Origin of the sequence: Calditerricola satsumensis, from assembly GCF_014646935.1 — a bacterium.
In the GTDB taxonomy this organism is placed as follows: Bacteria; Bacillota; Bacilli; order Calditerricolales; family Calditerricolaceae; genus Calditerricola; species Calditerricola satsumensis.
On record NZ_BMOF01000003.1, the window covers coordinates 20837 to 44594 of the forward strand.

Consider the following 23758-nt stretch of genomic DNA (forward strand, 5'->3'; position numbering starts at 1 on the left):
CGCCATGACGCAGTCTTTTACCCATTGGCTGGGCGAACGTGTTTTGCATGGATGTGCGCAATTTTTTGAGGTCGTATGCCAACAGGTGGCAAGAGGTTCGGTTCTGCAACGGTTTCGGCCGTGGGCAGGAAAACCCGCGCTTCAAGGGTTGGCATGGGGATTTTTGGTTCTGGCCATACTCGGGCAATACGGCATGTTGTTCTTCCCGGATGCTTTCCTTGCGAAGGGAAAGGCATTCTATGAAGTGATGCTCTACGCGGGTTTCTTCATGCTTGCCCTGCACAACGCAACGCGTGGGCTGATGATCTTGCTCTTTCTCCTTCCGCTCTTTACGTACCGACCGCTTTTGGTGCTCCTTACCTTCCTGTTGCTCTCCATTGTGTTCAATGGTGTAACACAAAAACGCCTTTTGGCGGCGTTGAACAATCGGTTTCATGTTGGCGTGGGCGTGTTCTTGTTCTTCTTTTTGCTGACGTCTCTCGCATCTCCAGGGATAAAGGAAAGCCTGAGCCATTATTTCCTGTACTACGTTGTCAGTTTTGTGCTGTATGGTGTGATCGTTTTTCTCATTCAAACTCCTGGGGATTTGAAAAGGGCCACCCTTGCCCTGGTTTTGGGAGCCTTTCTGATTTCCCTGTACGGAATTTATCAGTATCTGACCTTGGAGTATACCAGCCTAAAGTGGGTGGATGTTCGCTCAAACCCCCTCTTGAGCAAACGGGCCTTTGCCACCTTTGAAAATCCAAACAGTTTTGCGCAGTATCTCGTCTTGATCATTCCTCTTGCTTTCGTGTTGTTGTGGCAGAGTCACTCCTGGATGCTCCGTTTTCGATACGCCGTCATGTTTGGAGGGCTGTGCCTTGCGCTTGTCTTGACGTTTTCCCGGGGAGCATGGCTTGCCCTGTTTCTTGGCGGAAGTGTATTGGCGCTTCTGATTAGCCGTCGTTTGTTCTTGATCGGGCTGATCGCGGGAGCCATCGGATTGAATTTTTTGCCAGACGTGGTTTTAGATCGAATTGCATCCATTTTTGACGCCCATGACTCCTCGAGCACCTACCGTTTTCTGGCTTGGAAAGCCGCCTTCTCCATGATCCGCGATTTTTGGTTGACGGGAATTGGCGCGGATAGCCAAACCTTTTTGCACGTCTACGCGGATTACATGATCAACGATGTTCGCGTGTTTCATTTCCACAACATCTATCTTCATCATTTTGTGATGGGAGGGATACTCGGTATTTCTGGTGTGATATTCCTTTTTTACAATAGCTTCAAGCGTCTTGTTCAGGTCATGTTTTCCGCCGACGGTGCGCTTGGGTACATCCACCTGATGGCCAAAGGGTTGTTCGCCTCGATTCTTGCCTTGTCGATTGCCGGATTGACGGAGGATGTCTGGAGGCAATACCGCGTGGATTTTGCCTTCTGGGCCGTCTTGGCCTTAGGAGCGGCAACGTACGGTTTTGCCACACGGGGTGAATACGCCGATGAAGAATAAAGTGGCGCTCATCGGGGTCTACCCCCCGCCCATTGGCGGAATCTCCATCCACATCAAGCGCTTGTGCAACGAGTTGGATCGGAGGGGAATCCCCTATACCGTATACGACAACACGCTCGGGCAGAAAGATCGTCCGTATGTGTACACCGGTCCAATCGAAAAGTGGGTGCTAAAGTATTGGTTTACCGCGACGGAGTCGGTCATTCATTGCCATTTTTCGCGTTGGCTGGTTCTTTTCTTCCTTTCTCTGTTAAAACTGCGGGGAAAACGCGTTCTTTTTACCTTTCACAGTTATCGCGGGGAGACGGAAGCGTTGCCCTGGTGGAAAAAGGCGATCATTCGCATGACCGGTTGGCTGGGCGATCGCTTTATCTGTGTATCGGAGGAAGTGGCGGAGAAGATCGCCAAGATCGGGATCCCCCGGCACAAGATTCTCGTCATTTCGCCGTTCATTCCGCCGAACGATGGGCCTCATCAGTCTCCTTCGCTTCCTCCGTCGGTTCAAACGTTTCTTCGCGACGGTTCACCGCTCGTGGTGGCCAACGGATGCGTGGGAAACTTTTTTAAAGGTGAGGATCTCTACGGTGCGGATCTTTGTGTAGAATTGGCGCACCGGTTAAAGAAGGAGTTTCCCCATATTCGATTCGTGTATTGCATCACTTCGGTTGTGGATGCACATTATCTTGAGGAATTGAAGAAGCGCGTGGAATCGTACGGTCTGACGAACCATTTTTTGTTCGTTCAGGAACAGATGGAATTGTACCCCTTGTTGCAGAGGGCGGATTTGTTTGTTCGTCCAACCCTTTCGGACGGCGATGCCCTTTCGATTCGTGAGGCGCTGATGTTTGGGACTCCCGTGCTGGCCAGCGACGCGGTTGAGCGGCCGGAGCACGTTGTCGTGTTCCAGAATCGCAACCTTGAGGATTTCGAGGAGAAGGCGCGCACCATCTTGCGAGAGGGAAGAAAAATTAATCCTTTAAAACCAGATAATGCCGTAGAAGCCATCTTAGAACTATACAGATAGGAAAAAGGACCAGGCGGCGTCAGACGCACACGCATTGGGGAAACGGTTTGCCTTCAGAGCACCGGTTTCGGGTGCTCTCGTTTTTTCCCGATCGATTTGTTCGGGGATGTGAAAAATCCTGCACGGCAATTGCGGACAAAATTCGGGGTGAGATAAAATGTGAACAGCACCGGGGACAGATGGAACGATACGGGCTTGGCCTACGGGTTGCGTGTTAGGGCAACGGAACCCTTTCAACGAAGCCTGAGATTCTTGGTGTAGGATGTGGTTTGCATGGCGCAGCAACTGCGTGTGCTGCACGTGATCGGCGGAGGGGAATACGGTGGCGCGGAGGAATACTTGGTCCAGCTGTTTACCCATCTTCGCGCGGCATCCTATCCGGTGAACCTGCATCTCGCCTGTTTCTACGAAGCCCAGCTTTCCCAGGAGCTTCGGGAGCGCGGCTTTTCCCTGACCGTTCTCCCTTTTGGCCGATTGGACGTTCGGTTGTGGCGTGGATTGTCGGCGTTGTTGGCGAGGGTAAGGCCTCATTTGGTGCATACCCACGGCGTGAAGGCCAATTTTTTTACGCGCCTTGCCGCACGGAAGACGGCCATTCCCCTCATCACGACCGTTCACAGCATGCTTCGGTACGATTATCCCAATCCTCTGGCTTATTTTGTTGCTGCGCAAATGGAACGGCGGACGCGTCGATGGAACCACCATTTCATCGCAATTTCCCGCACCCTTCGCGACCACTTGGTGGCCGAAGGCGTTCCCCCCGAGCGCATCAGTGTCATTCACCATGGGATTGATGTCCAGCGGTTTTCCCCTGATCGGACGTATCCGCGTTTACGGAAGGAATGGGGAATTCCCGCCGATGCCTTTGTATGGGGGACGGTTGCGCGGTTCGTGGAAGTCAAAGGGTTGTCGGTGCTCATCGAGGCGTTTGCTCGGGTCCGTCAACTTGAACCGCGCGCCCACCTGGTTCTGATCGGCGATGGACCCCTACGGGAACGGTTGAGGAAACAGGTGCGCACACTGGGAATTGCCGACGCGGTGACGTTTACAGGGTTTCGTCGCGATGTGCCGAACTGCCTGGCCAACGTTGACGCGTACGTGAGTGCGTCGTTTTCCGAAGGACTTGGCTTGTCGGTTCTCGAAGCCATGGCCATGGGTCTCCCGGTCGTTTGCACGGCGGTGGGAGGGATATTGGATTTCCTTCGCCATGGGGAGAATGGTTGGCTAGTGCCCCCTCGATCCGATGTGGCCCTGGCGGAGGGGATGATCGCCGTCATGCGGGATCCGGTCATGCGTGCGCGCTTCGCACAGCAAGCGGCTCGTGACGTGCGTGACGCGTTTTCTGCGGAACGCATGGCGCGAGAAACGTTTCAGGTTTACGAGCAGCTGGTGCAAGCGCAGGCGTTTGGGAAGAAGTCGATGTCCGGCCGTCGCTAAAGAGGACGGCCTTTTCTGTCGGTTCGACAAGGGTTGCCCCCTCCCCTCTTTCGTTTTTGGGGCTTGTGGCCCGCCGTCTTCCGTGGTAGGCTTGTCCCGTATGGCCTCATCAATTTAAATGGGCACGAGGTGGAAGCCATGGACGGGTTGCAAGCGGCAATTCTCGGCATCATTCAGGGCTTGACGGAGTTTTTGCCGATCAGCAGCACCGGTCATCTGTACTTGGGGCGCCACCTGTTTGGCCTCAACGAAGCGGGCCTGTTTCTGGACACCATGCTCCATTTGGGCACGCTGATCGCCGTCATCGCGGTTTACTGGGACACGCTCGTGCAGCTGGCCAAGAAGCCGTTCAGCCGGTTGACGGGCCTTCTGGTGGTTGGAACGATTCCCACCGTGGCCATTGGCTTGGTCTTTGAAGACTTTTTTGAGGAAATCTCCAAAACGGGTGTGACGATCGGGTGGGAGTTTCTCGTTACCGGAGCGGTTCTCTGGTTGGCGGACCGGATCAAGGACCGCGGACGCAAAACGCTAGACGAGATCAGCTACACCGACGCGTTGATCATCGGCACGTTCCAAGGCGCGGCGATTCTCCCGGCCATCTCGCGTTCGGGGCTCACCATCGCCGCGGCGCTCTTTCGCCGCATCGACAAGGCGACGGCGGCCTACTTTTCCTTCCTTCTTTCCATCCCGGCCATCGCCGGGGCGGTGGTGTACCAGGGAGCGAAGCTGGTACAGGGCCAGGTGGAGAACATCCCCCTCAGTTCGCTGCTCATCGGAACGGCAATGTCGGCCGTGTTCGGGTACCTGGCCGTGAAATGGATGATCGCCATCCTCCAGCGCGGATCGCTGAAAGGGTTTGCCGTGTACGTGTGGCTGCTGGGGGCGATCGTCCTGATCGCCCAGTTTACGGGTCGATTTTGATCGCCCAGACGGCTTCTCCGCCCTGTGGCCTTTGCCACGGGGCCTTTTTCTTGACGGGCGGATCATGGACGTGCTACGAATGGAGAGACTGGAGGGTGGCAGGAGGATGAAGGGGGCCATCGTGGATGCCTGAGATCAAGAACGCCTTTCACGTTCAACCGGCGAAACTGCTCGCGTTGGGCTTTCTCGGCCTCATTCTGCTCGGTGCCTTCATCTTGTGGCTTCCCGTTTCGACGCATGAGGGCATCTCCTTCATCGACGCGCTGTTTACGGCGACATCGGCGGTGTGCGTGACCGGGCTGACCGTCGTCGACACCTCCACCACCTTTACCCTCTTTGGCCAGATCGTGATCATGCTGCTGATCCAGGTGGGCGGGATCGGCTTTGTGACGATCGCCATCCTCATCGCCGTGCTCTTGGGGCGACGGATTGGCCTGCGCGAGCGGCTCGTGCTGCAGGAAGCCTATGGACAGGTGAGCTTGAGCGGGTTGATTCGCCTCACCCAACAGATCGCGGTGATCACCGTTGTGGTGGAAGGATGCGGCGCCCTCCTCTTGGCGGCGCGGTTCATTCCGGAATACGGTGTGGGAAACGGGCTGTTCTATGGTCTGTTTCATGCCGTGTCGGCGTTCAACAACGCCGGGTTCGCCCTCTGGTCCGACAACCTGATGGGCTTTGCCCATGACGCGTCCGTCCTCTTGGTGATCGCCGCGCTGGTGATCCTGGGCGGCCTGGGGTACACGGTCATCCTGGACATCGTGCGCAAAAAGAGCGTGCGCCGCCTCTCCCTGCACAGCAAGATGATGCTGATCGGAACGGCGGCCTTGCTGATCGGCTCGACGCTGGTGTTTTTGGCCTTGGAGGGGGACAACCCCAAGACCCTGGGGCCGATGGGATGGGGCGACAAGTGGCTCAACGCGTTCTTCATGGCCGTCGTGCCGCGCACGGCGGGGTTCAACAGCGTGGACATGGCCGGTTTGACGGACTCGTCCGTCTACTGGACGATGCTGCTCATGTTCATCGGTGGCGGCCCCGGTTCGACGGCCGGCGGGATCAAGGTAACCAGCTTGATCGTCCTGATCCTGGCCGTCTGGAGCGTGCTGACCCGCCGCGAGGATGTCCAGGCCATGGGGCGGCGCATCAGCCGGGATGTGGTCTTTCGCGCGCTGGCGATCGTCTTTTTTGGCGGCGTTATCGTGTTTGCGGGGAGCTTTCTGCTCACGCTCACGGAGCCCGACGGGACCGGGCTTCACAAGCTGCTCTTTGAAACGGTGTCGGCCTTTGGCACGGTGGGGCTGTCCCTCAACTTCACCCCCCACCTGAGTCCGCTGGGGAAGCTGGTCATCAGCGTCATCATGTTCCTGGGCCGGGTGGGCCCGCTGACGGTGGCGTATGCCCTGGCCATTCCGCCGCGTGCCAAGCCCATTCGCTATCCGAAGGAAGACGTGCTGGTCGGGTAACCGAGACGGTCTGTGGGAGAGGGAAGCCGCACCGAAGGACAAGCGGGTCCCACAAGGGCAAAAAGCAGGAAAACGTCGCGGAGACGGCGAAACCAACAAAAAAGGCGTTTTTGAAGGAGCAGGGGCAGGTGAAGGACGTGGCGCAAACCGTCTCCGCGGTGCGTTATCTGGCGCGCACGGTTGGTTTGGCGATGACAGGAGCCACTGCGATTGGCTGGGTCGTGGTGGCCGGCAACGACATTGCTGGGGCGGCGCGTTGGCTTACGCTGGGCGGGGTTGCGGTGGCGGGCGGTGTGCTGGGGGCTGCGATTGGCGGGGCCAACTACCGGCGCTTCGTGCGGCCGATGCGGGTGTTGATCGACCAGATTGAGCGGCTTTCCCAAGGACAGCTGGCCGTGCAGGCGGATGAACGGCGGGCCGGCTCCCTCCGCGTTCTGGCCCGCTCGCTCAATGAGATGGCGAAGACATGGGCGGAACTCCTTCGTCGCGTGCAGGAATCGGTGGAGTCGGTGACCCTGTCCGCGCAAACGGTGTCGGCCTGTGCCGACCAAACGACTGCCGGAAGCCAGCGCATTGCCGCGGCCATCCAGCAGGCGGCCGAGCGTGCCGATGGTCAGCTGCAGGAGACCAAGCGGATCGCGGCCGAACTGGAGACGATGACCCGCGCCTTTGGCCAGGTGGCCGACCAAGCGCGGGTGACGAATGAATCCGCCACTCGCGTAACGACCGAAGCGGGCCAGGGACGCGTCTGGGTGGAGGAAGGCGCGCGCCACATGCTGGCCATTGCGGCGTCGATGCGTGCGTCGGTGGAAAAGGTTCAGGCCCTCGGCGCACGTTCAAACGAGATCGAGCAGATTGTGGCGGTCATCACCGACATCGCTGAGCAAACCCGTCTGCTTGCGCTGAACGCGTCCATCGAAGCGGCACGTGCGGGAGAAGCGGGGAGCGGATTTGCCGTTGTGGCGCGGGAGGTGCGCAAGCTTTCTGAACAGTCTGCTGTTTCCGCGCAGCAGATCGCCCAGCTGATTCGCGACGTGCAGCGGGACATGCATGACGTAACGGAAGCGATGACCGCGTTGGCGGCCGATGTGGAGACGGCGAAGGTCGCTGTGGAGCAAGCGGGGAAGCCGTACCACCGCATTGTGGAATGGGCCGAGCGCGTGGCGTGTGAAGCCCAGCACATTGCCGATTTGGTTGCCCAGCTGGAGCGCCGTTCGCGCCAACTGGTCGACGCGGTGGCCAGCCTAGACGGGACGGCCCAAACCTGGGCCCAACAGGCCCAGGAGATTCTCGCCGGAGCCCAGGAGCAGCTGGCGTCCAGTGAAGAGATGCTCGCTTCGGCCAATGCGCTGCGCGAGATGGCCGAGGCGTTGCGCCTCCTCATCGAACGGTTTCAAACCGATGAGGAGGAGAAAATAAGCGGTTGATGCGGGTCGGGAAGCGGCCCGCAGCAGCGCTCGTTTATACAGAAAATTCTAAAATATAATCATGGACCGGCGGCTGCTTGTTGGCAACATAAGGGCCGGCCCCGCATACACATAACATGAACCTTTTTACACGCTGCACCCGGGATCGGACCACGAACGGTTGCTGTCAGGGCGAGGGGAATCGGCTCGAGCGTATGGGTGGAGGAGCGCGCAAGGCCATGATGAGAGGAGGCTCCCCCATGGACATCCTGAAACGCATCGCGGAATACCGCGCACAGGAAGAGCGGTTGCGGTGGGAAGGCACCTTTGCCGAATACCTCGAGATTGTACGCCGAAATCCGCAGGTTGCCCAGACGGCTCACGCCCGGGTTTACAACATGATCAAAAGCGCCGGCGTGGAGGAAACCGAGGACGGGCGCAAGATCTACAAGTTTTTCAGCCGGGAAATCTTTGGGCTCGACCGCACGATCGAGCGGCTGGTGGAAGAGTATTTCCACGCGGCGGCCATGCGCCTCGACGTGCGCAAGCGGATTCTGCTCTTGATGGGACCGGTGAGCGGCGGGAAGTCGACCATCGTCACGCTGCTCAAACGCGGCCTCGAGCAGTATTCGCGCACCGACGAAGGGGCGCTGTACGCGATCAAGGGCTGCCCGATGCACGAGGAACCCCTGCACCTCATTCCCCACGCCCTGCGGCCCGAGGTGGAAAAGGAGCTGGGGGTGAAGATCGAGGGCGACCTGTGCCCGCACTGCCAGATGCGCCTCGAGACGGAATACGGCGGGCGCGTGGAAGACGTGCTTGTCGAGCGCATCTTCCTGTCCGAGGCCAAGCGCATTGGCATCGGCACCTTCAGCCCCTCCGACCCGAAGTCGCAGGACATCGCCGACTTGACCGGTTCGATCGACTTTTCGACGATCATGGAGTACGGATCGGAGTCGGACCCGCGGGCGTACCGCTTTGACGGCGAGCTGAACAAGGCCAACCGCGGGATGATGGAGTTTCAGGAGATGCTGAAGTGCGACGAGAAGTTCCTGTGGAACCTCCTGTCGCTGACGCAGGAAGGGAACTTCAAGGCCGGTCGCTTCGCCCTCATTTCGGCCGACGAGCTGATCGTCGCCCACACCAACGAGGCGGAGTACAAGGCCTTCATCGCCAACAAGAAGAACGAGGCCCTGCAGTCGCGGATCGTCGTCATGCCCATTCCCTACAACCTGCGCGTCTCCGACGAGGAAAAGATCTACGAGAAGCTGATCCGCCAGAGCGACCTCGGCCACGTGCACATCGCCCCGCACGCTCTGCGCGCCGCGGCCATCTTCTCCATCTTGACGCGGCTGAAGGAGTCGAAGAAGCAGGGCATGGACCTCTTGAAGAAGATGCGCCTGTATGACGGCGAGGCGGTGGAAGGATACCGCGACGCCGACGTCGAGGAACTGCGCAACGAGTTCCCCGACGAAGGGATGACGGGCATCGACCCGCGCTACGTGATCAATCGCATCTCCAGCGCGCTCATCCGCCGCGACACCGAGTGCATCAACGCCCTCGACATCCTGCGTTCCTTGAAGGAAGGGTTCGATCAGCATCCCTCCATCACCAAGGAGATGCGCGAAAAGTACCTCAATTTCATCGCCATCGCCCGCCAGGAGTACGACGAGCTGGCCAAGAAAGAGGTGCAGAAGGCCTTCGTCTACTCCTACGAGGAGTCGGCCAAGACGCTCCTCGACAACTACCTTGACAACGTGGAGGCCTACTGCAACGAGACGAAGCTGCGCGACCCGATCACCGGCGAAGAGGTGGAGCCGGACGAAAAGCTGATGCGCTCGATCGAGGAGCAGATCGGCGTTTCCGAAAACGCCAAGAAGGCCTTCCGCGAAGAGATCCTCATCCGCATCTCGGCGTACGCGCGCAAGGGCAAACGCTTTGACTACAACAGCCACGAGCGGCTGCGGGAGGCCATCGAGAAGAAGCTGTTCGCCGATCTCAAGGACGTCGTCAAGATCACCACGTCCTCGAAGGTTCCTGACGAAAACCAGCTGAAGAAGATCAACGAGGTGACGAAGCGGCTGATCGACGAGCACGGCTACTGCCCGATCTGCGCCAACGAGCTGCTTCGCTACGTGGGCAGCCTGCTCAACCGGTAGACGCGGCACCACACGGCCGGAAAGGGGGGAACCGAGATGAACCCCGAATTCATCGTTTCCAAGGACGACTGGTCCCTCCACCGCAAAGGCTACCAGGATCAAATGCGCCACCAGGAGAAGGTGAAAGAAGCGATCCGCGACAACCTCGGCGACCTGATTACCGAAGAGAGCATCATCCTGTCGAACGGCCGCGACGTCGTGAAAATCCCCATTCGCAGCCTCGACGAGTACCGCTTCCGATACAACTGGCAAAAGCAGCCGCACGTCGGCCAGGGCGACGGCAAGTCCCGCGTCGGCGACGTCATCGCGCGGGACGGCCAGACAGCGGGACCGGGCAAGGGGAAGGGCGCCGGCGATCTTCCCGGCGACGATTACTATGAGGCGGAGATCACCGTGGCGGAGATCGAGGAGATGCTTTTTGCCGAGCTCGAGCTGCCCAACCTGAAGCAGAAGGAGATGGAGAACCTCGTCGTCGAGGATATCCGGTGGAACGACGTGCGCAAAAAGGGGCTGATGGGCAACATCGACAAGAAGCGCACCCTCCTTGCGGCCCTCAAGCGCAGCGCCCTGGCCGGCAAGCCCTTCCGCATCACCGTCGACGACCTGCGCTTCAAGACGTGGGAGGAAGTGATCCGCCCGCACACCAACGCCGTCGTCATCGCCATGATGGACACCAGCGGGTCGATGGGCGCCTTCGAGAAATACTGTGCGCGCAGCTTCTTTTTCTGGATGACCCGCTTTCTGCGCACGAAATACCAGTCGGTGGAGATCGTGTTCATCGCGCATCATACGGAAGCCAAAGAGGTTTCCGAGGAAGCCTTTTTCTCCAAAGGAGAAAGCGGCGGCACGATTTGCTCGTCCGCCTACCGCAAGGCGCTGGAAATCATCGATACCCGTTATCCGCCTTCGCGATACAACCTGTACCCCTTCCATTTTTCCGACGGCGACAACCTGACTTCGGACAACGAGCGCTGTGTGCGCCTGGTCAAAGAGCTGATCAGCCGGTGCAACCTCTTCGGCTACGCCGAGGTCAACCAGTACAATCGGCACAGTACCCTGATGTCGGCCTACCGGCACATCAAGGATCCCAAATTCCTCCACTGCATCATTCGGGAGAAGGCCGACGTGTACAAAGCCCTCAAGACGTTCTTCAGCAACCCGAAGAAGGCGAATTGACGGGGTGCCCGCGAGGAGGCGATCCGGATGCGCGACGACGAGAAGCGGGCGTTGGAACGGGCCATCGCCGAGATCACCGAAGTGGCCAAAGGCTTTGGCCTTGATTTTTATCCGATGCGCTACGAGATCTGTCCGGCCGACATCCTCTACACCTTTGGCGCCTACGGCATGCCGACGCGCTTTTCGCACTGGAGTTTTGGGAAAGCCTTCCATCGGATGAAGCTGCAATACGATCTGGGGCTGTCGAAGATCTACGAGCTGGTGATCAATTCCAACCCCTGCTACGCCTTTCTGCTGGAGGGCAACTCCCTGATCCAAAACAAGCTGATTGTGGCCCACGTGCTGGCCCACTGCGACTTCTTCAAAAACAACGTGCGCTTTGCCAACACCAAGCGCGACATGGTGGAAAGCATGGCCGCAAGCGCGGAGCGCATTCGGGCCTACGAAATCCAGTACGGCAAGCTGGAAGTGGAGCGCTTCCTTGATGCGGCGATGGCCATTCAGGAGCACATCGACCCGAGCCTTTTGCGGCCCAAGCTGCGGTGGAAGCGGCACGAGCCGCCTCAGGGGGAAGAGCTCAAAAAGCCCCGCACGCCTTACGACGACCTGTGGAAGCTGGATGAAACGGGCGCCGAGGCGCGCGCGGCGGCGAGCGATCCGATCAAGAAGCGCAAGTTTCCGCCGGAGCCGGAAAAGGACCTCGTGCTGTTCATCGAGGAGTACAGCACCGTCCTGGAGGACTGGCAGCGCGACATCCTGACCATCCTGCGCGAGGAGATGCTCTACTTCTGGCCGCAGCTGGAGACGAAGATCATGAACGAGGGGTGGGCCACCTATTGGCACACGCGCATCATGCGCGAACTCGACCTCACCGAGGACGAGATCATCGAGTACGCCCGCCTGCACGCTGCCGTCATCCAGCCCTCCCGCACCACCATCAACCCATATTTGCTCGGGTACCGCATCTTTGAGGACATTGAGCGGCGCTGGGATCACCCCACCGAGGAGGAAAAGCGGCGTTTCGGGCGTCGGAGCGGCCAGGGGCGGCGGAAGATCTTCGAGGTGCGCGAGCTGGATTCCGACACGTCCTTTCTGCGCGACTACCTGACGAAAGAGCTGGTGGAGGAACTGGACCTCTACCTGTACGCGAAAGCGGGCAACGAATGGGTGATCACCGACAAAACCTGGGAGACCGTGCGCGATCAGCTCGTGGCGCTGCGCGTCAACGGCGGGTTTCCCTACATCACCGTGCAGGACGGCGATTACCTGCGCAACGGCGAGCTTTACCTCAAGCACCATTACGAAGGGGTGGAATTGGACATCAAGTACCTGGAGAAGACGCTGCCCTATGTGTACCAGCTGTGGGGGCGTTCCGTCCATCTCGAGACGGTGGTGGAAAGCCGCAGCGTGCTGTTTACGTATGACGGCAAAAAGGTGCATCGCCGGTTTTTGTGACCCGGGTGCCCGTACCGAGGGACGGGACACCCGGTTTGTTATCTGGCACGCCGATCCTAATTTATATTGATTCTAAAGAAGAAATTTGTTTAAATTAAAGGGAGAGGTGTTGCGGAAAGGAGGGGTGGCGATGGAACGCGATCTGGTGGCCCGGCTCGCAAACGGGACGATTCTCTTGTACGAAGGCGATCGGGTGGTGGGCAAGTTTGTCTGCGATCGGCGTGGGATTTGCCGATTGCTTCCGGTGACGGATCTCCAGCAGAAGGGCGTTGGGGCCTCAACGTCCGCGTATGCGGAGGATTGCGACCTCGGTTGGTGCTGAGGGGTTTCCTCTGCCAATCCATTGCTCTATCGACGGCCGAACAGGCTCCCAAAGGGGATCCGGTTTCCCCTTGGCGGAGCCTGTTTTGCTTTCGTTATAAAATTATTAAAATTATACATTATTCTGCTGAATGATTTTCCATTTAATTTCCATATTTTTTGGGTTGGCTTGGTGGAAGGGGTATGGTACCCTGAAACTGTCGGCGGGCCGCCCGCAACGAAAGGGACAAGCCTTCGCAAACGGAAGGGACAAGCCGTGTCGCGGCTGCGTGTTGCCAACGGGACGAGGGAGGGTGATCAGCAAAATCGCCTTGAAGGAGGGATAGCGTGCGCAACCACGCGCGAAAGACGTGGAAGACGTTGGGAGCCATCTGTCTCACCACAAGCCTGACGTTTTCGATGATTGCGCCAAGTGCAGAAGCAGCGTCGTTTGCGTATATTTGGAAATCTGTAACGTCGCAAACCGGGAAGCCTGGCACGTTCGTTTCCATCACCAACGGTACGGTTTCCAAGGGGACCAGCTCGACGAACGGTTCGCCGACCAAGACTCCGGCGACGAAGGCGGGGTCTGTACCGATCGCTTCGACGAACGGTTCGTCGACATGGGAAGCGCCGGCGACCACCCCGACGAAACCGGCCGCGCCGAAAACCGAGGCGCCGAGCCCGCGCGATTCGTCCCTGGCTGACACCATCATCGCCACCGGCGAGAAGTACCTCGGGACACCGTACAAGTTTGGCGCCAACTATGCGCGCGACCGCGCCTTTGACTGCTCGGAGTTTACCCGCGTCGTGTTTGGCGAAAACGGCATCACCCTGCCGCGCAGCTCGCGCCAGCAAGCACAAGTCGGCCGCACGGTTTCGCTGAATGCTCTGCAAAAAGGCGACCTGATCTTCTTCGACACGTCGTCGGCCCGTGCCGGCATCGACCACGTAGCCATCTATGCGGGGAACGGCAAGATCTTGCACGCCATCCCGCGCGGCGGCGTCCGGTACGACAGCTTCTCCGGCTACTGGGTGCGCGCGGCGGTGACGGCCAAGCGAGTGATCGAGTAAGCCAGGCCGGCAGAGACAAAGAGCCCCCACCACACCCAAGTGGTGGGGGTTTTCGAACACATTCCCCCACATTCCCCCACATTCCCCAAAAGGGCGGTGGGGGTTCTCGCGTTTTCACGGGTTTCTCGACGTGCCCACATCCTCGGGCCGCCAGTCGCCGCACCCGAGCCACAGCGTCGGCTTGCCCGTTGGGCCGGTGAAGAGACGGAAGGCAACCATCCCGAGGGAAAAGCAGGTTTTCAGGCTCGGAACGTTGTCCACGGCGACGCGGACGTACAGTTTGCCCAGGCGGTGGATGACGGCGGCGGTCAGCGCCTTGGCGATGCCGCGCCGGCGGAACGCCGGGTGGACGACGACGAGCGACTCCTTGCGCCCGTAGTCGCAGGCAGCCAGACATCCCGCGAGGCCGCCTTTGGCCGTTTGGGCGACGACAACGAGGGTGCCGGGCTGGTTGAGATCGTCCGGGCCAAGATGGCGCAGCCAGCGGATGGCGCGGTGCGTGATGCGCCGGTCACCGTGGCGGCGCACGAGAGCGAGAACGCGCGGGCGCAGCCGCTCCCACTCCGCAGGGGGGACGACGCGGATCTTCATCCCCGCTTCCCTCCGGTGCGAAAACCGGCTGCCCATTGGGCGTAGCGGACGCGCGTATTCAAGGCGCGGCGCTGGATGTCCGGTTCATCGAAGGTCATCGGCTTGGCGTTGGCCTCAAAGAACCACAGCTTGCCGTGGCGGTCGACGGCGAAGTCCATCGAGCACTCCGCCAGATTGGGCATGTGCCGCTCGAGCGTATGCGCGACGGCCAGGGCCCCCGAACCGAGCTGGTCTTGCAGGCGGGCGGCGGCGTCGGACGAGAGCGCCTGGGCCAGAAGCACCTGCGGGTTGCCGATGCGCCCGCCTTGGGGCACGTGCGTGGTAATGCCGCCTGCGGGGGCGACCCGCGCGCCGATGCCGGTAAGCTGCCACTGGCCCCGTCCATCCTTTTGCACCAGGGCGCGCAGGTCGAAGGGCTGGCCGCGGACCTTTGCCAGCTCGATGCCTTGTTGGACCAGATAGGGCGCATGGCCGATCCACCGCCAGCACCACGTTTCCAGATCGTCAATGCGCGGGAATGCGGCGGACTGCCGCATCCCCTTTTTCGATTGCCCGATCGCTTCGTAGCCGACCGGGGTTTTCGTGACACGCAGGACCCCTTCGCCGGCTTTTCCGCCGCACGGCTTGAGAAAGACCGACGGATAGCGCGCCAAAAACGCGCGCAGCGTTGCCGGGGTGGCGCGCGCGGTGTCGGGCAGGAGCGGGCGCAAGGGACGCGCGGCGCGCAGCCACCGAAAGAGCTGCCACTTGTCAAAGAAGCCGCGGTTGAAGAGGTGCGCGCGTTCCGCCAGCCACGCGAGAAAGGCTTGCACGGCGGGCCGCTGTTCCCACTGGCGGTAGGGGATCCGGTTGTACACCACGTGCGGCAGCGGAAGCAGGGCGTCAATCCATCGGCCGTTATGGGGCAGCCGACCGATGACGGTTAGGGCGGTGCGGTCCACGTCGTCCGGGGTAAACACGAAGGCGATGCCCCCGAGCCGACGCGCCGTTTGACAGAGGGCCGCCAAGTGACCGGCGTTGCCGCGCAGGCGGCCCTGCGCGTCACGCAGGGTGAGAATGCCCAAGAGCGGACCGAGGCGGATGCGGTCGGGCTTTTGGTCGATGAGGAGGCGGCCGCGCCAGTTGCGCGGGCCGGTCGAGGCGCCGGCCGGCCATCGGCTGTGCACGTCGACCGCCCACGGTTGATCGAGGGCGCCGGAGGTGAGCGGGAGGCCCGCCGAGGCCAGAGCGGGATGGACCACATGCCACCGGCGGTCGGAAAGGGAGAGGAACACATGCGCGTGAGGGTCCATACACGTCCTCCTTTCGCAGCGCCGCGGCGCTGCTCGCGACGCCATATCAAGCAAAACGCGCCAAGAACAAGGCGTAGTCGAGGATGGCCTTTCGGGAGAGGCGATCGGCTTCGCGCATGCTCGGATGGTGGAACACCGAGCGTCCCGGCTTGGCGTTGGCCTCGAACATCCACACGCCTCCCGCGCGATCGACGCCGAGATCAAAGCCGAGTTCCCCAACAGGGGCGGCAAAGGACGTCTCCAAGGCGCGGGCCAGGCGCAGCGCGGCCTGTTCAATCCGCGTCAAGATGTGTTTCGCCTGTTCGCCAAAGGTGGCACGGAGCGCCGTTTGGGCCTCCATCAGCGTGCCGCCCGTGCGCAGGTGGGTGGTGATGCAGCCCGGCCCGGCCATCTTGGCGCCGATGGCGACCACCATCCACTGGTCGGTGCGGGTTTTGTGCGCGTGCACGCGGAAGTCGACCGGGCGGCCTTGATAGGTGATGAGGTTGATGCCTTGCTGGGCGATGTACCGGGGAAGTCGCGGGATGAGGCCCAAGCGGCGCAACGCCTCGGCCACGCTGGAAAACCGGTAGAGCACGTTTTTCTCCCCGCGGCGAAAGCGCACCAGGAGACCCATGCGCGGATGGCGCAAGAACTGATAGATGCCGAGGCCCAGGCTCCCGCCGGCCGGTTTGAGGTAGACGCTGGAATGGGCGCGCAAAAGCCGGGCAATGTCTTCTGCGGTAGGCATGAAGACCGTTTCCGGCAAGAGGGGGCGGATGTCGGCAAAGCGGAGCAACCGTTGGTGGACCTCCCATTTGTGAAAGAATCCCGGGTTAAAGATGGGAATGGCGAGGGCGTGAAGCCCGTGCTTGGCCTGTTGAACGGTTTTGAGGGCTTCCGCTGTGCGGTTGGGCACGCGATCGTAGACGACGTCGGGCAGCGGTGCCCATCCGGTGTGCCATTGTCCTCCCCGCCAGGAGGAGGCGCGCACGCGTCGGTTCTCCCAATCGATGTCCAAAGGCGTGAAGACGTAATAGAAACACCCCATTTCCGGAGCCACGGCCAACAGGTGGCGGAAAAAGGCGCTGCGCAGGCCAAAGGGCTGTTGGGGCCACCGCGTTCGACCGGTTGTGAGGATGCCCACCACCGGCCCGAGGGAAAGGGTGTTGCCGCTGGCCCGCAGGTGGACCGGTCCGCCGTGGGGGATGAGCAGCTCGTTCCATACCGGCGCGCCAACGACGGCGACGGAGGCGGAAGCGCGGTGCCGGAGGACGGTGACGAGGGCGGACCGTTGGCCTAAGCGTACGGACAGCGTTTGGCCAGGAGCGAGGCTCAGGGAGCGCAAGACGGGCGACGAGAGGTACAGAACCGGTTTCCCGATCGAATGGCGCTGGAGGGTGACGCGGATCGTGGTCATGAAAAGCGGCCTCCTGTTTGTGGGGAACTCATGAGCAGCCAGCGGGCATACTCCAGGGGACGCAGGACCGACAGCCGCGCGGCCTTCCAATCGCCCGTGTGCCAAAAGGATGCACGGCCGGGTTTGGAGTTGACCTCCAGGATCCAGACGCGGCCGTCGGGTTCGATGCCCAGGTCAATGCCGAGTTCAAAAAGCCGCCCGTGGTGCGCTTCCAGGTGGCTGGGCAGGACGGTGGCAATGGTGTGGACATGCTCAGTAATGCGGGCCACCGTTTGGTGGGGATAGTGGGCCTCCAAAAACGGTTGGGTGGCCAGCGCGCGACCACCGCCATGCAGGTTGGCGGTCAGGCTGCCCGGTTGGCCCGCGCGTACGGCCGATCCGGTCAGCCGCCACGTGCCTGTGCCGTCTTTTTGCACCAGCACGCGGAGGTCGAAGGGCGTCTGGTCGACGGTGTGCAGGGCGAGATACGGCTGGACAATCAGCGAATGGGACCGGTGAAGGGGAACGAGATGCGCCCACAGCGCTTCGAAGCTGGCGATGCGCCGGGCTACGGGGCGGTTGTGGCCGTCCCGGCCGACCACGCGCCATCCGCCGCTCTCCGGCTGGATGCGGAGCACGCCACGTCCTTGCGCGCCGCCGCGCGGTTTGACGACGACGCTCCCATGACGGCGAAGCCACAGGCGAAGCAGCGCTGCCGAACTGAGCGGCGCCGTTTCTGGAAGATAGGGGCGAAGCGCGGGCGAGGTGCGCAGCATCCGGTAGACCGCCCATTTGTGCGGCAAGCCGTGGCCGAGGAACAGGATGTGGGGCAAGGCCTTGATCGCCGCAACAAAAGGCGACAGACGGCGGTATGCGGTGCGGTTGGGGTAGTAGCAACGGTCGTACAGCAAGGCGGGCAATGCGATGGGTTCGCGCCGCCAGCGGCCGTTTCGCCAAGCGTAACCGGAGGCGCGTCGCGAACCGAGGTGGACGGTTCGCGGATCCAGGACGAACACCTGAATCTTTAGCTCCTGCCCGGCTTCCGCCAATTGGGTGAAAAACGTCCGCTCGGCGAAGGGAAAGGGCGCTGCGCTCATGGCGAAGGCCAGAACGCCTAACGAGCTCCAGGGGGCCATGCTGGTTCGCTCCTCGTGACCTGTTGGCGGTACACGTACCACGCGTAATCGGCGAGATGGAGGGCGGAAGGCCGCGGGCGGGGCAGTGTTGCGGGTAACCGCAGTTCTTCCGCCCGTTCCTCGATCTTCGACGGTTTCGCGTTGGCTTCGATGACCCAAATTTTCCCTTGTCTATCCACGGCCAGGTCGATGCCCAGCTCGGCAAAGTGGCCCGGGATGGTCTGTTCAATGCATTTGGCCACGAGAAGGGCTTTTTGGCGCAAAGCGCTGAGTGACGGCCGCGGAGCGGAGCGGGGCATGGCCTGTGCCAGCGCCTGCGCGGCGGGCAGCGACGCGCCGCCCCGGGCGAGGTTGGTCACGATGCCGCCGGCCGGCCCCGTGCGCGCAACGATGGAGGTGATTCCCCACGCACCGGTTCGCCCTTTTTGCACCAGCACGCGAAAATCGACCGGCGCTTGCTGGTAGGTGAGAAGCAGGAGCCCCTGTTGCACGAGATACGGCCGTTTGCCGAGCCGCAGCGCCAAAAACTGCGCGGCCTGGGTCCAGCGCGAAAAGACGCGCCGGATCGTCCCCGACAGCGTGGTGTACCAGATGGCAAATCGCCGCTTCTCCTTGCGGATGCGGTAGATGCCGTGGCCCAAGCTGCCATTTGTTGGCTTGAGGTAGACGAGGCCATAACGGTCGAGCAGTTCCTTTACCGTGGCCGGGCCCTGGTAGAGTCGGGTATCGGGTAAGCTGGACGCCAGCTCGGGGACGGTGGACAGCTGGCGGTGAACCATCCATTTGTCCAAAAACCGTTCGTTGAAGATGGCCACACCGGCGTTCCGCAGCTGAAGGAGGAGCTGCTGGCTGGCGGCGGTCCCTTCACTGAGCCGGGAGGACAGCCGGTTGTAGACGGCGTGGGGCAAGGGCAGGCGGGCGCGGTGAAAGGCGTTGTGGCGGTAGATCCAACCGCAAATGGTGGACCGGTCGGCGGCGACGTCCTCCGCCGTAAACGCGTAGACCAGCATGCCGTGCCGCGCGCCACTGGCGATCAGCTCGAGGAAAAACGGGGTAAAATGACCAAAGGGGCGTGCCGGTTCGTTTGCGTGCGCCCGGGAGACCAGAACGCCGAGGATCGGCCCCAGGTCAAGGCGATGCTCGTCTCGAAAATAGAGAATGCGCGCCAGGCGGGGTCCCGGAAGGCACAAGGCTTGGGCGAGCGGCGGGTTCAGGCGGATGAGCGTCGCCGAGCCGCTTCCGATGGCGACCGCCGCAGCAGCTTGGCGAGAGCCAAAGGAGACGCGCAGGGGAACGTTGGTGGGAATGGCCATGCGCTTCGCTAGGCTTTGGGGCAAGATGATGACGGGGGTTTTGCCGGCATTCGCATCGACCTGCACGAACACGCGCATGACGCGCATCGCACCATCGCCCCCTTTGTCTCCGTTTGACTACTGTATCGTATGTAGGCTTGCGCGGCCCGGTGCGCGGATCGGGCTCGACCAAAGGAGGCGGTACGGTGAGCGCGGTGTTGGAGATTGGATTTGGGGCGCTCATGGGTGCATTCATCGGCGGGGCAACCAATTACCTGGCCATCCGCATGTTGTTTCGGCCTTATGCGCCGTGGCGGATCGGGCGGTGGACCTTGCCGTTTACGCCCGGCCTGATTCCCAAGCGACGCGGGGAGTTGGCCCGGCAGCTGGGCGATCTGGTGGCTCGCCATCTCGTCACCGCCCAGGGACTGCGGCGGGCCATGGCCAGTCCGGCGTGGCGGAACGCCGTTGAAGCGCACGTCCGTGCCCGCCTGCGCCAAGCACGGGTCGACGAGCGCTCGCTGCGCGACATCGTGGCCGCCTTGCCGGTCGAGATCCGGCGGAAGGCCCTGCGGCTGTGTCTTCGCCTTGCGCGCGAGGGAGAAGCGGCTGCCGTGGCGGCCCTCCGGCGCTGGGTCGCGGAAAAGGGCGCGCAGTCCCTTGGTGCCCTCATGCCGCCTGATGCGCGGGAGTGGGCGGAACGCCTGGCCGAGCGGGCCGCGCCGCATGTTGCGTACGAGCTGGTCTCTTTTCTGGCCAGCGAGCAGGGACGGCGGGAGCTGGCCCGGGCCTTCCGGGAGGCGATGGCCCAGCGCGGCGTGGTGGGGGCGTTGGCCGGCGTCCTGCTGTCGGAGGAGCGGGTGGCGCACGGGCTGTCCCGCGCCCTCGCCGAGGGGTTGCGGCGGCCGGCGGCGGTGGATGCGCTGGCCCGCCTTCTGCGGGCCCTGGTGGCCGAACTGTGGCGGCGCCCGGCGGCGACGTTCTTGGCCGTGCTGCCGGAGCGCTCCCGCGGCGGCCTGATGCGGCGCCTTCTCCGCGTGCTCGCCTCCTCGCGCTTGGGGGAGGTGACCTTGGCCGAGATGGGCCGCCTCTTGCCCGCCCGGGTGGTGGACGTGTGGTTGCCCGCCGCTGCGGTGGCGGTCCTCGACGGGCTTGTCGCGCGCATGGAAAAGCTGCTTGCGTCGCTGCCGCTGGCCGAAGCGGTGCGGCATGAAGTGGATGCCTTCTCGCTCCCGGAATTGGAGGCGCGGATCGTGGAGGTGGCCGGACACGAGCTGCGGTGGATCACCCTGCTCGGAGCCGTGATTGGCGGTTTGGTCGGCGCGGTGCAGACGGCCATTGTGTTGGGACTGGGGTAGCACGGGGGCCGAGCGGCCGCGCAATCGATGGCCCGCAGAAGGCGAGGCGGATTTGCGGAGGAGGAAACGGGGCATGGATCGCGAAGATAGGGAATAGTGTGCAGGGGAACACGAACAGAGAAACACGCCGTTTCGGGAGGGATCGCCATGGAACTGGTGTACCACGGGCACAGCTTTGTGGAGGTGCGCCACGAAGGGAAAACCATCCTCATTGACCCCTTTGTGACGGGCAATCCGCTGGCCAAGGTGAAGCCGGAAGCGCTTTCCGCCGACTTCATCCTCCTCACCCACGGCCACGGCGACCACGTGGGGGACGCGGTGGCCATCGCCAAGCGCACCGGGGCGACGGTAGTGGCCGTCTTTGAGCTGGCCACCTACCTGTCCTGGCAGGGCGTTTCCGTGCACCCGATGCACATCGGCGGGTCGCGCGATTTTGGCGGTTTTCGCGTGAAGTTTACGCCGGCCTTTCACGGGTCGAGCTTTGTGGAGGAGGACGGGCGACGGATCGTCTACACCGGGATGCCGGCGGGGATTCTGCTGTTTCTCGGCGGCAAGACGATCTACCATGCCGGGGACACGGCCCTCTTTGGCGACATGAGGCTGATTGGCGAGCGGCATGCGCCGGACGTGGCCTTCCTGCCCATCGGCGACAACTTCACGATGGGGCCCGAGGATGCCCTGGTGGCCGCCGAATGGGTGAAGGCCAAGACGGTTGTCCCCATCCACTACAACACGTTCCCGCTCATTGAACAGGACGCTCACGCCTTTGTTCGGGCGCTGAAGGAGAAGGGCATAAACGGCGTGGTGTTGGAAAGCGGGCAGTCGCTGACCCTGTGACCGCTGCGGGGGTGGGGGATATGCGCCAGGAATCGGGGGAGGGAGCGCGTGAGCCGGGAAGCGTACATCGAGCGGTGGTTTGTGCGGGAAGACGAGGTGCTGCGCGCGGTGCGCGCGGGGATTGCCGCGCGGGGGATGCCGGAGATTTCCGTGACGCCCCAGTTGGGGCGGCTGTTGCATTTGCTCGTGAAGCTGGTCGGGGCGCGACGCGCGCTGGAGATCGGTGCACTCGGGGGGTATAGCGGCATCTGGATCGCCCGCGCCTTGCCGGAGGACGGCGAATTGGTGTCCCTCGAGATCCATCCGGTGTACGCGGCGGTGGCGCGCGAACATGTCGACCGCGCCGGCGTGGGGCACAAGGTGCGCTACGAGATCGGCCCCGCCCTGGAGACGCTGCCGCGGCTCGAACAGCGGGGGGAGCGCTTTGACTTTGTCTTCATTGACGCCGACAAGGAAAACTACCCGCATTATCTGGAATGGGCCGTGCGGCTGGCACGGCCGGGCGCGGTCATCACTGCCGACAACGTGTTTTGGCAAGACCGCATTTTTGACGAGAGGATCGAGGACGGCGCGACGCGGGGCATCCGCGCGTTTCATGAGCGCCTGGTCTCCCATCCGCGCCTGGAGGCCACGTTGCTGCCCCTCGACGACGGGTTCGCGGTGGCGCGCGTGAAAGCCGAGGCGACTGAAAACATCCGCGTCCCGGATTGACGCGGGGCAATACCGGCGGGCAAGACGTGGAGATCCGGCGCGTCAAGCCGGTGCGCGTCCTGCCCGCCGTCATGCTGTTACCGCATCACGAGGTCGACGGCCAGCGCCCCGGCGATGCCGGCGGCCACGACGAGGAGGAGATGGGCACGCCGCCATGCGAGGGCTGCCGCCGCCAGCGCGCCAACGGTGGCGGATGCGGGATGCCCCGTGGCGGTGAACACCCCGGGCACGATGAGGGCGCCGAGGGCGGCATAGGGGAGGAAACGGAAAAAACGCTCCACCGCGGGTGGCCACGCGCGTCCCGGCAGGAAGACCAGCGGCAACATGCGCGGCAGATAGGTGACCGCTCCCATGGCCACGACGAGGGCCAGAAGGCTGTCCGCATGGCTCACGGTCTCACCTCCTTGGCGGCCGTCGTCGCGTTGCGGGAGTCAGACGTGTCGCCCTCGGCGAGGGCTGCGCCAACGGCAGCGCCGACCACGGTGGCCAGCACGATGCGCCAACCCGGCGAAAGCGGCACCGCCGCGGCAAGGGCCGTCAAGGCGGCGTGGGTCAGGGCGGCCGAAGCGGCTACGGCGGCCACGGCACGGGAGGTGCGCATCGGCGGGATCAGGAGGCCGAGAAACATGGCGTACAGGGCGATCCCCAGGCTCGCTTGCAGCGCCTGCGGCAGGCCTGCCCCGACGACCAGGCCGAGGACCGTGCCCACGTTCCACGCGGCAAAGGCGATGGCGTTCAGGCCCAGCAGGAAGGCGGGGCGCAGCGTGGCGTCGGGCGCAAGCGCGGCGACGGCAAAGGTTTCGTCCGTCACGCCATAGGCCACGAGCGCGCGCAGCGGTTTTGGCACGCCCGGCTCGATGCGCCGGGACAGGGCCGCCGTCATGAGCAGGTGGCGCAGGTTGAGGAGAAACGTGGTCAGCACGATCTCGCTCCACGCCACGCCCAAGGCGAGGAGGTTGACGGCGACGAACTGGCTGGCCCCGGCATAGACGAGCGCCGACATGGCCACCGCCGCCACTTCCGGAACGCCGGCCGATCGGGCGAGCACGCCAAAGGCCATGGCGATGGGCAGGTAGCCGACGGCAATGGGCGCGCCGGCGCGAAGGCCTTGGAAAAAGGCGCGGTGCGCGTCGCGGTTCATCGGTTGTTGCCTCCTTTTTCGCAAGCCAAAGGATTTACAATGTATTATACATTCGTACAATATAACATACAATCGGTTGACAACCGGTAACTCTCGAAACCCGCTTCCCATCACCGTG

The 23758-nt window shown here is 62.3% G+C and carries 21 protein-coding genes; 14 read left to right on the forward strand and 7 right to left on the reverse strand.

Annotated features, from left to right (window positions below; genetic code table 11):
* The first annotated feature begins 4 nt into the window (after nt 1-4).
* From IEX61_RS01515 to IEX61_RS01565, 11 genes are all read left to right on the forward strand, one after another.
* Nucleotides 5-1492: an O-antigen ligase family protein gene (locus IEX61_RS01515; RefSeq protein ID WP_054668866.1), complete on the forward strand. Its 1488-nt coding sequence runs from the start codon at nt 5-7 to the stop codon at nt 1490-1492.
* Complete coding sequence (locus IEX61_RS01520; protein WP_083462782.1) at nt 1482-2516, forward strand: glycosyltransferase family 4 protein; 1035 nt, start codon at nt 1482-1484, stop codon at nt 2514-2516. The genes IEX61_RS01515 and IEX61_RS01520 overlap by 11 nt, the downstream gene beginning before the upstream one ends.
* A 273-nt stretch (nt 2517-2789) precedes the next feature.
* Entirely contained in the window at nt 2790-3953 is a 1164-nt protein-coding gene (locus tag IEX61_RS01525) for a glycosyltransferase family 4 protein (protein ID WP_054668868.1), read from the forward strand.
* A 138-nt stretch (nt 3954-4091) separates the two neighbouring features.
* Nucleotides 4092-4874 carry an undecaprenyl-diphosphate phosphatase gene (locus IEX61_RS01530; RefSeq protein WP_054668869.1) on the forward strand — a complete coding sequence of 261 codons (783 nt, stop codon included), beginning with the start codon at nt 4092-4094 and terminating at the stop codon, nt 4872-4874.
* Nucleotides 4875-4999: 125 nt separating this feature from the next.
* Nucleotides 5000-6334 carry a TrkH family potassium uptake protein gene (locus tag IEX61_RS01535; protein ID WP_054668871.1) on the forward strand — a complete coding sequence of 445 codons (1335 nt, stop codon included), beginning with the start codon at nt 5000-5002 and terminating at the stop codon, nt 6332-6334.
* Nucleotides 6335-6462: 128 nt separating this feature from the next.
* The gene (locus IEX61_RS01540) at nt 6463-7761 is read left to right on the forward strand and encodes a methyl-accepting chemotaxis protein (protein WP_188816613.1); all 1299 of its coding nucleotides are present in this window, start codon (nt 6463-6465) and stop codon (nt 7759-7761) included.
* A 239-nt stretch (nt 7762-8000) separates the two neighbouring features.
* Nucleotides 8001-9899, forward strand: coding sequence for a PrkA family serine protein kinase (locus IEX61_RS01545; RefSeq protein ID WP_188816614.1), 1899 nt, complete (start codon nt 8001-8003; stop codon nt 9897-9899).
* Nucleotides 9900-9935: 36 nt separating this feature from the next.
* Nucleotides 9936-11075 carry a sporulation protein YhbH gene (yhbH, locus tag IEX61_RS01550; protein ID WP_188816615.1) on the forward strand — a complete coding sequence of 380 codons (1140 nt, stop codon included), beginning with the start codon at nt 9936-9938 and terminating at the stop codon, nt 11073-11075.
* Between the two features lie 27 nt (nt 11076-11102).
* Nucleotides 11103-12530 (forward strand): SpoVR family protein, encoded by a 1428-nt coding sequence (locus tag IEX61_RS01555; RefSeq protein WP_188816616.1) that lies wholly within the window; start codon nt 11103-11105, stop codon nt 12528-12530.
* Between the two features lie 130 nt (nt 12531-12660).
* Nucleotides 12661-12852 (forward strand): hypothetical protein, encoded by a 192-nt coding sequence (locus IEX61_RS01560; RefSeq protein WP_054668877.1) that lies wholly within the window; start codon nt 12661-12663, stop codon nt 12850-12852.
* 326 nt (nt 12853-13178) lie between these two features.
* On the forward strand, nt 13179-13904 hold the full coding sequence (locus tag IEX61_RS01565; RefSeq protein WP_054668879.1) for a C40 family peptidase: 726 nt from the start codon (nt 13179-13181) through the stop codon (nt 13902-13904).
* Between the two features lie 114 nt (nt 13905-14018).
* Here IEX61_RS01565 and IEX61_RS01570 read toward each other — a convergent pair whose 3' ends face one another.
* Genes IEX61_RS01570 through IEX61_RS01590 form a run of 5 tightly spaced genes read right to left on the reverse strand, consistent with a single transcriptional unit; the run spans nt 14019 to nt 19701 of the window.
* Nucleotides 14019-14495 carry a GNAT family N-acetyltransferase gene (locus IEX61_RS01570; protein WP_054668881.1) on the reverse strand — a complete coding sequence of 159 codons (477 nt, stop codon included), beginning with the start codon at nt 14493-14495 and terminating at the stop codon, nt 14019-14021.
* Nucleotides 14492-15787 carry a YheC/YheD family endospore coat-associated protein gene (locus tag IEX61_RS01575; protein WP_188816617.1) on the reverse strand — a complete coding sequence of 432 codons (1296 nt, stop codon included), beginning with the start codon at nt 15785-15787 and terminating at the stop codon, nt 14492-14494. The genes IEX61_RS01570 and IEX61_RS01575 overlap by 4 nt, the downstream gene beginning before the upstream one ends.
* 46 nt (nt 15788-15833) lie before the next feature.
* Entirely contained in the window at nt 15834-17186 is a 1353-nt protein-coding gene (locus IEX61_RS01580) for a YheC/YheD family endospore coat-associated protein (protein ID WP_188816618.1), read from the reverse strand.
* On the reverse strand, nt 17183-18301 hold the full coding sequence (locus tag IEX61_RS01585) for a YheC/YheD family endospore coat-associated protein (RefSeq protein WP_188816619.1): 1119 nt from the start codon (nt 18299-18301) through the stop codon (nt 17183-17185). Before IEX61_RS01585 ends, IEX61_RS01580 begins: the two co-directional genes overlap by 4 nt.
* A complete protein-coding gene (locus IEX61_RS01590) occupies nt 18280-19701 on the reverse strand; it encodes a YheC/YheD family endospore coat-associated protein (protein ID WP_188816620.1) in 1422 nt (473 codons plus the stop codon). Before IEX61_RS01590 ends, IEX61_RS01585 begins: the two co-directional genes overlap by 22 nt.
* Before the next feature lie 98 nt (nt 19702-19799).
* Between IEX61_RS01590 and IEX61_RS01595 the strand changes: the two genes are divergently transcribed.
* The 3 genes from IEX61_RS01595 to IEX61_RS01605 all read left to right on the forward strand — a co-directional run bounded on the left by IEX61_RS01595 (nt 19800) and on the right by IEX61_RS01605 (nt 22499).
* Nucleotides 19800-20951 carry a DUF445 family protein gene (locus tag IEX61_RS01595; protein WP_188816621.1) on the forward strand — a complete coding sequence of 384 codons (1152 nt, stop codon included), beginning with the start codon at nt 19800-19802 and terminating at the stop codon, nt 20949-20951.
* A 147-nt stretch (nt 20952-21098) separates the two neighbouring features.
* A complete protein-coding gene (locus IEX61_RS01600; protein WP_054672995.1) occupies nt 21099-21788 on the forward strand; it encodes a metal-dependent hydrolase in 690 nt (229 codons plus the stop codon).
* A 48-nt stretch (nt 21789-21836) separates the two neighbouring features.
* Entirely contained in the window at nt 21837-22499 is a 663-nt protein-coding gene (locus tag IEX61_RS01605) for an O-methyltransferase (protein ID WP_054672992.1), read from the forward strand.
* A gap of 77 nt (nt 22500-22576) precedes the next feature.
* Here IEX61_RS01605 and IEX61_RS01610 read toward each other — a convergent pair whose 3' ends face one another.
* Both IEX61_RS01610 and IEX61_RS01615 read right to left on the reverse strand, forming a co-directional pair.
* Nucleotides 22577-22891 (reverse strand): AzlD domain-containing protein, encoded by a 315-nt coding sequence (locus IEX61_RS01610; protein ID WP_229725587.1) that lies wholly within the window; start codon nt 22889-22891, stop codon nt 22577-22579.
* Entirely contained in the window at nt 22888-23640 is a 753-nt protein-coding gene (locus tag IEX61_RS01615) for an AzlC family ABC transporter permease (protein ID WP_188816622.1), read from the reverse strand. Before IEX61_RS01615 ends, IEX61_RS01610 begins: the two co-directional genes overlap by 4 nt.
* Between the last annotated feature and the right edge of the window lie 118 nt (nt 23641-23758).

Excerpts from the sequence above, each read along its gene's own strand:
- IEX61_RS01555 (WP_188816616.1), top strand. The coding sequence starts at position 11,103 with ATGCGCGACGACGAGAAGCGGGCGTTGGAACGGGCCATCGCCGAGATC.
- IEX61_RS01525 (WP_054668868.1), top strand. The coding sequence starts at position 2,790 with ATGGCGCAGCAACTGCGTGTGCTGCACGTGATCGGCGGAGGGGAATAC.
- yhbH (WP_188816615.1), top strand. The coding sequence starts at position 9,936 with ATGAACCCCGAATTCATCGTTTCCAAGGACGACTGGTCCCTCCACCGC.
- IEX61_RS01535 (WP_054668871.1), top strand. The coding sequence starts at position 5,000 with ATGCCTGAGATCAAGAACGCCTTTCACGTTCAACCGGCGAAACTGCTC.
- IEX61_RS01560 (WP_054668877.1), top strand. The coding sequence starts at position 12,661 with ATGGAACGCGATCTGGTGGCCCGGCTCGCAAACGGGACGATTCTCTTG.
- IEX61_RS01530 (WP_054668869.1), top strand. The coding sequence starts at position 4,092 with ATGGACGGGTTGCAAGCGGCAATTCTCGGCATCATTCAGGGCTTGACG.
- IEX61_RS01515 (WP_054668866.1), top strand. The coding sequence starts at position 5 with ATGACGCAGTCTTTTACCCATTGGCTGGGCGAACGTGTTTTGCATGGA.
- IEX61_RS01615 (WP_188816622.1), bottom strand. The coding sequence starts at position 23,640 with ATGAACCGCGACGCGCACCGCGCCTTTTTCCAAGGCCTTCGCGCCGGC.
- IEX61_RS01575 (WP_188816617.1), bottom strand. The coding sequence starts at position 15,787 with ATGGACCCTCACGCGCATGTGTTCCTCTCCCTTTCCGACCGCCGGTGG.
- IEX61_RS01545 (WP_188816614.1), top strand. The coding sequence starts at position 8,001 with ATGGACATCCTGAAACGCATCGCGGAATACCGCGCACAGGAAGAGCGG.
- IEX61_RS01580 (WP_188816618.1), bottom strand. The coding sequence starts at position 17,186 with ATGACCACGATCCGCGTCACCCTCCAGCGCCATTCGATCGGGAAACCG.
- IEX61_RS01585 (WP_188816619.1), bottom strand. The coding sequence starts at position 18,301 with ATGGCCCCCTGGAGCTCGTTAGGCGTTCTGGCCTTCGCCATGAGCGCA.
- IEX61_RS01600 (WP_054672995.1), top strand. The coding sequence starts at position 21,099 with ATGGAACTGGTGTACCACGGGCACAGCTTTGTGGAGGTGCGCCACGAA.
- IEX61_RS01590 (WP_188816620.1), bottom strand. The coding sequence starts at position 19,701 with ATGCGCGTCATGCGCGTGTTCGTGCAGGTCGATGCGAATGCCGGCAAA.
- IEX61_RS01570 (WP_054668881.1), bottom strand. The coding sequence starts at position 14,495 with ATGAAGATCCGCGTCGTCCCCCCTGCGGAGTGGGAGCGGCTGCGCCCG.
- IEX61_RS01520 (WP_083462782.1), top strand. The coding sequence starts at position 1,482 with ATGAAGAATAAAGTGGCGCTCATCGGGGTCTACCCCCCGCCCATTGGC.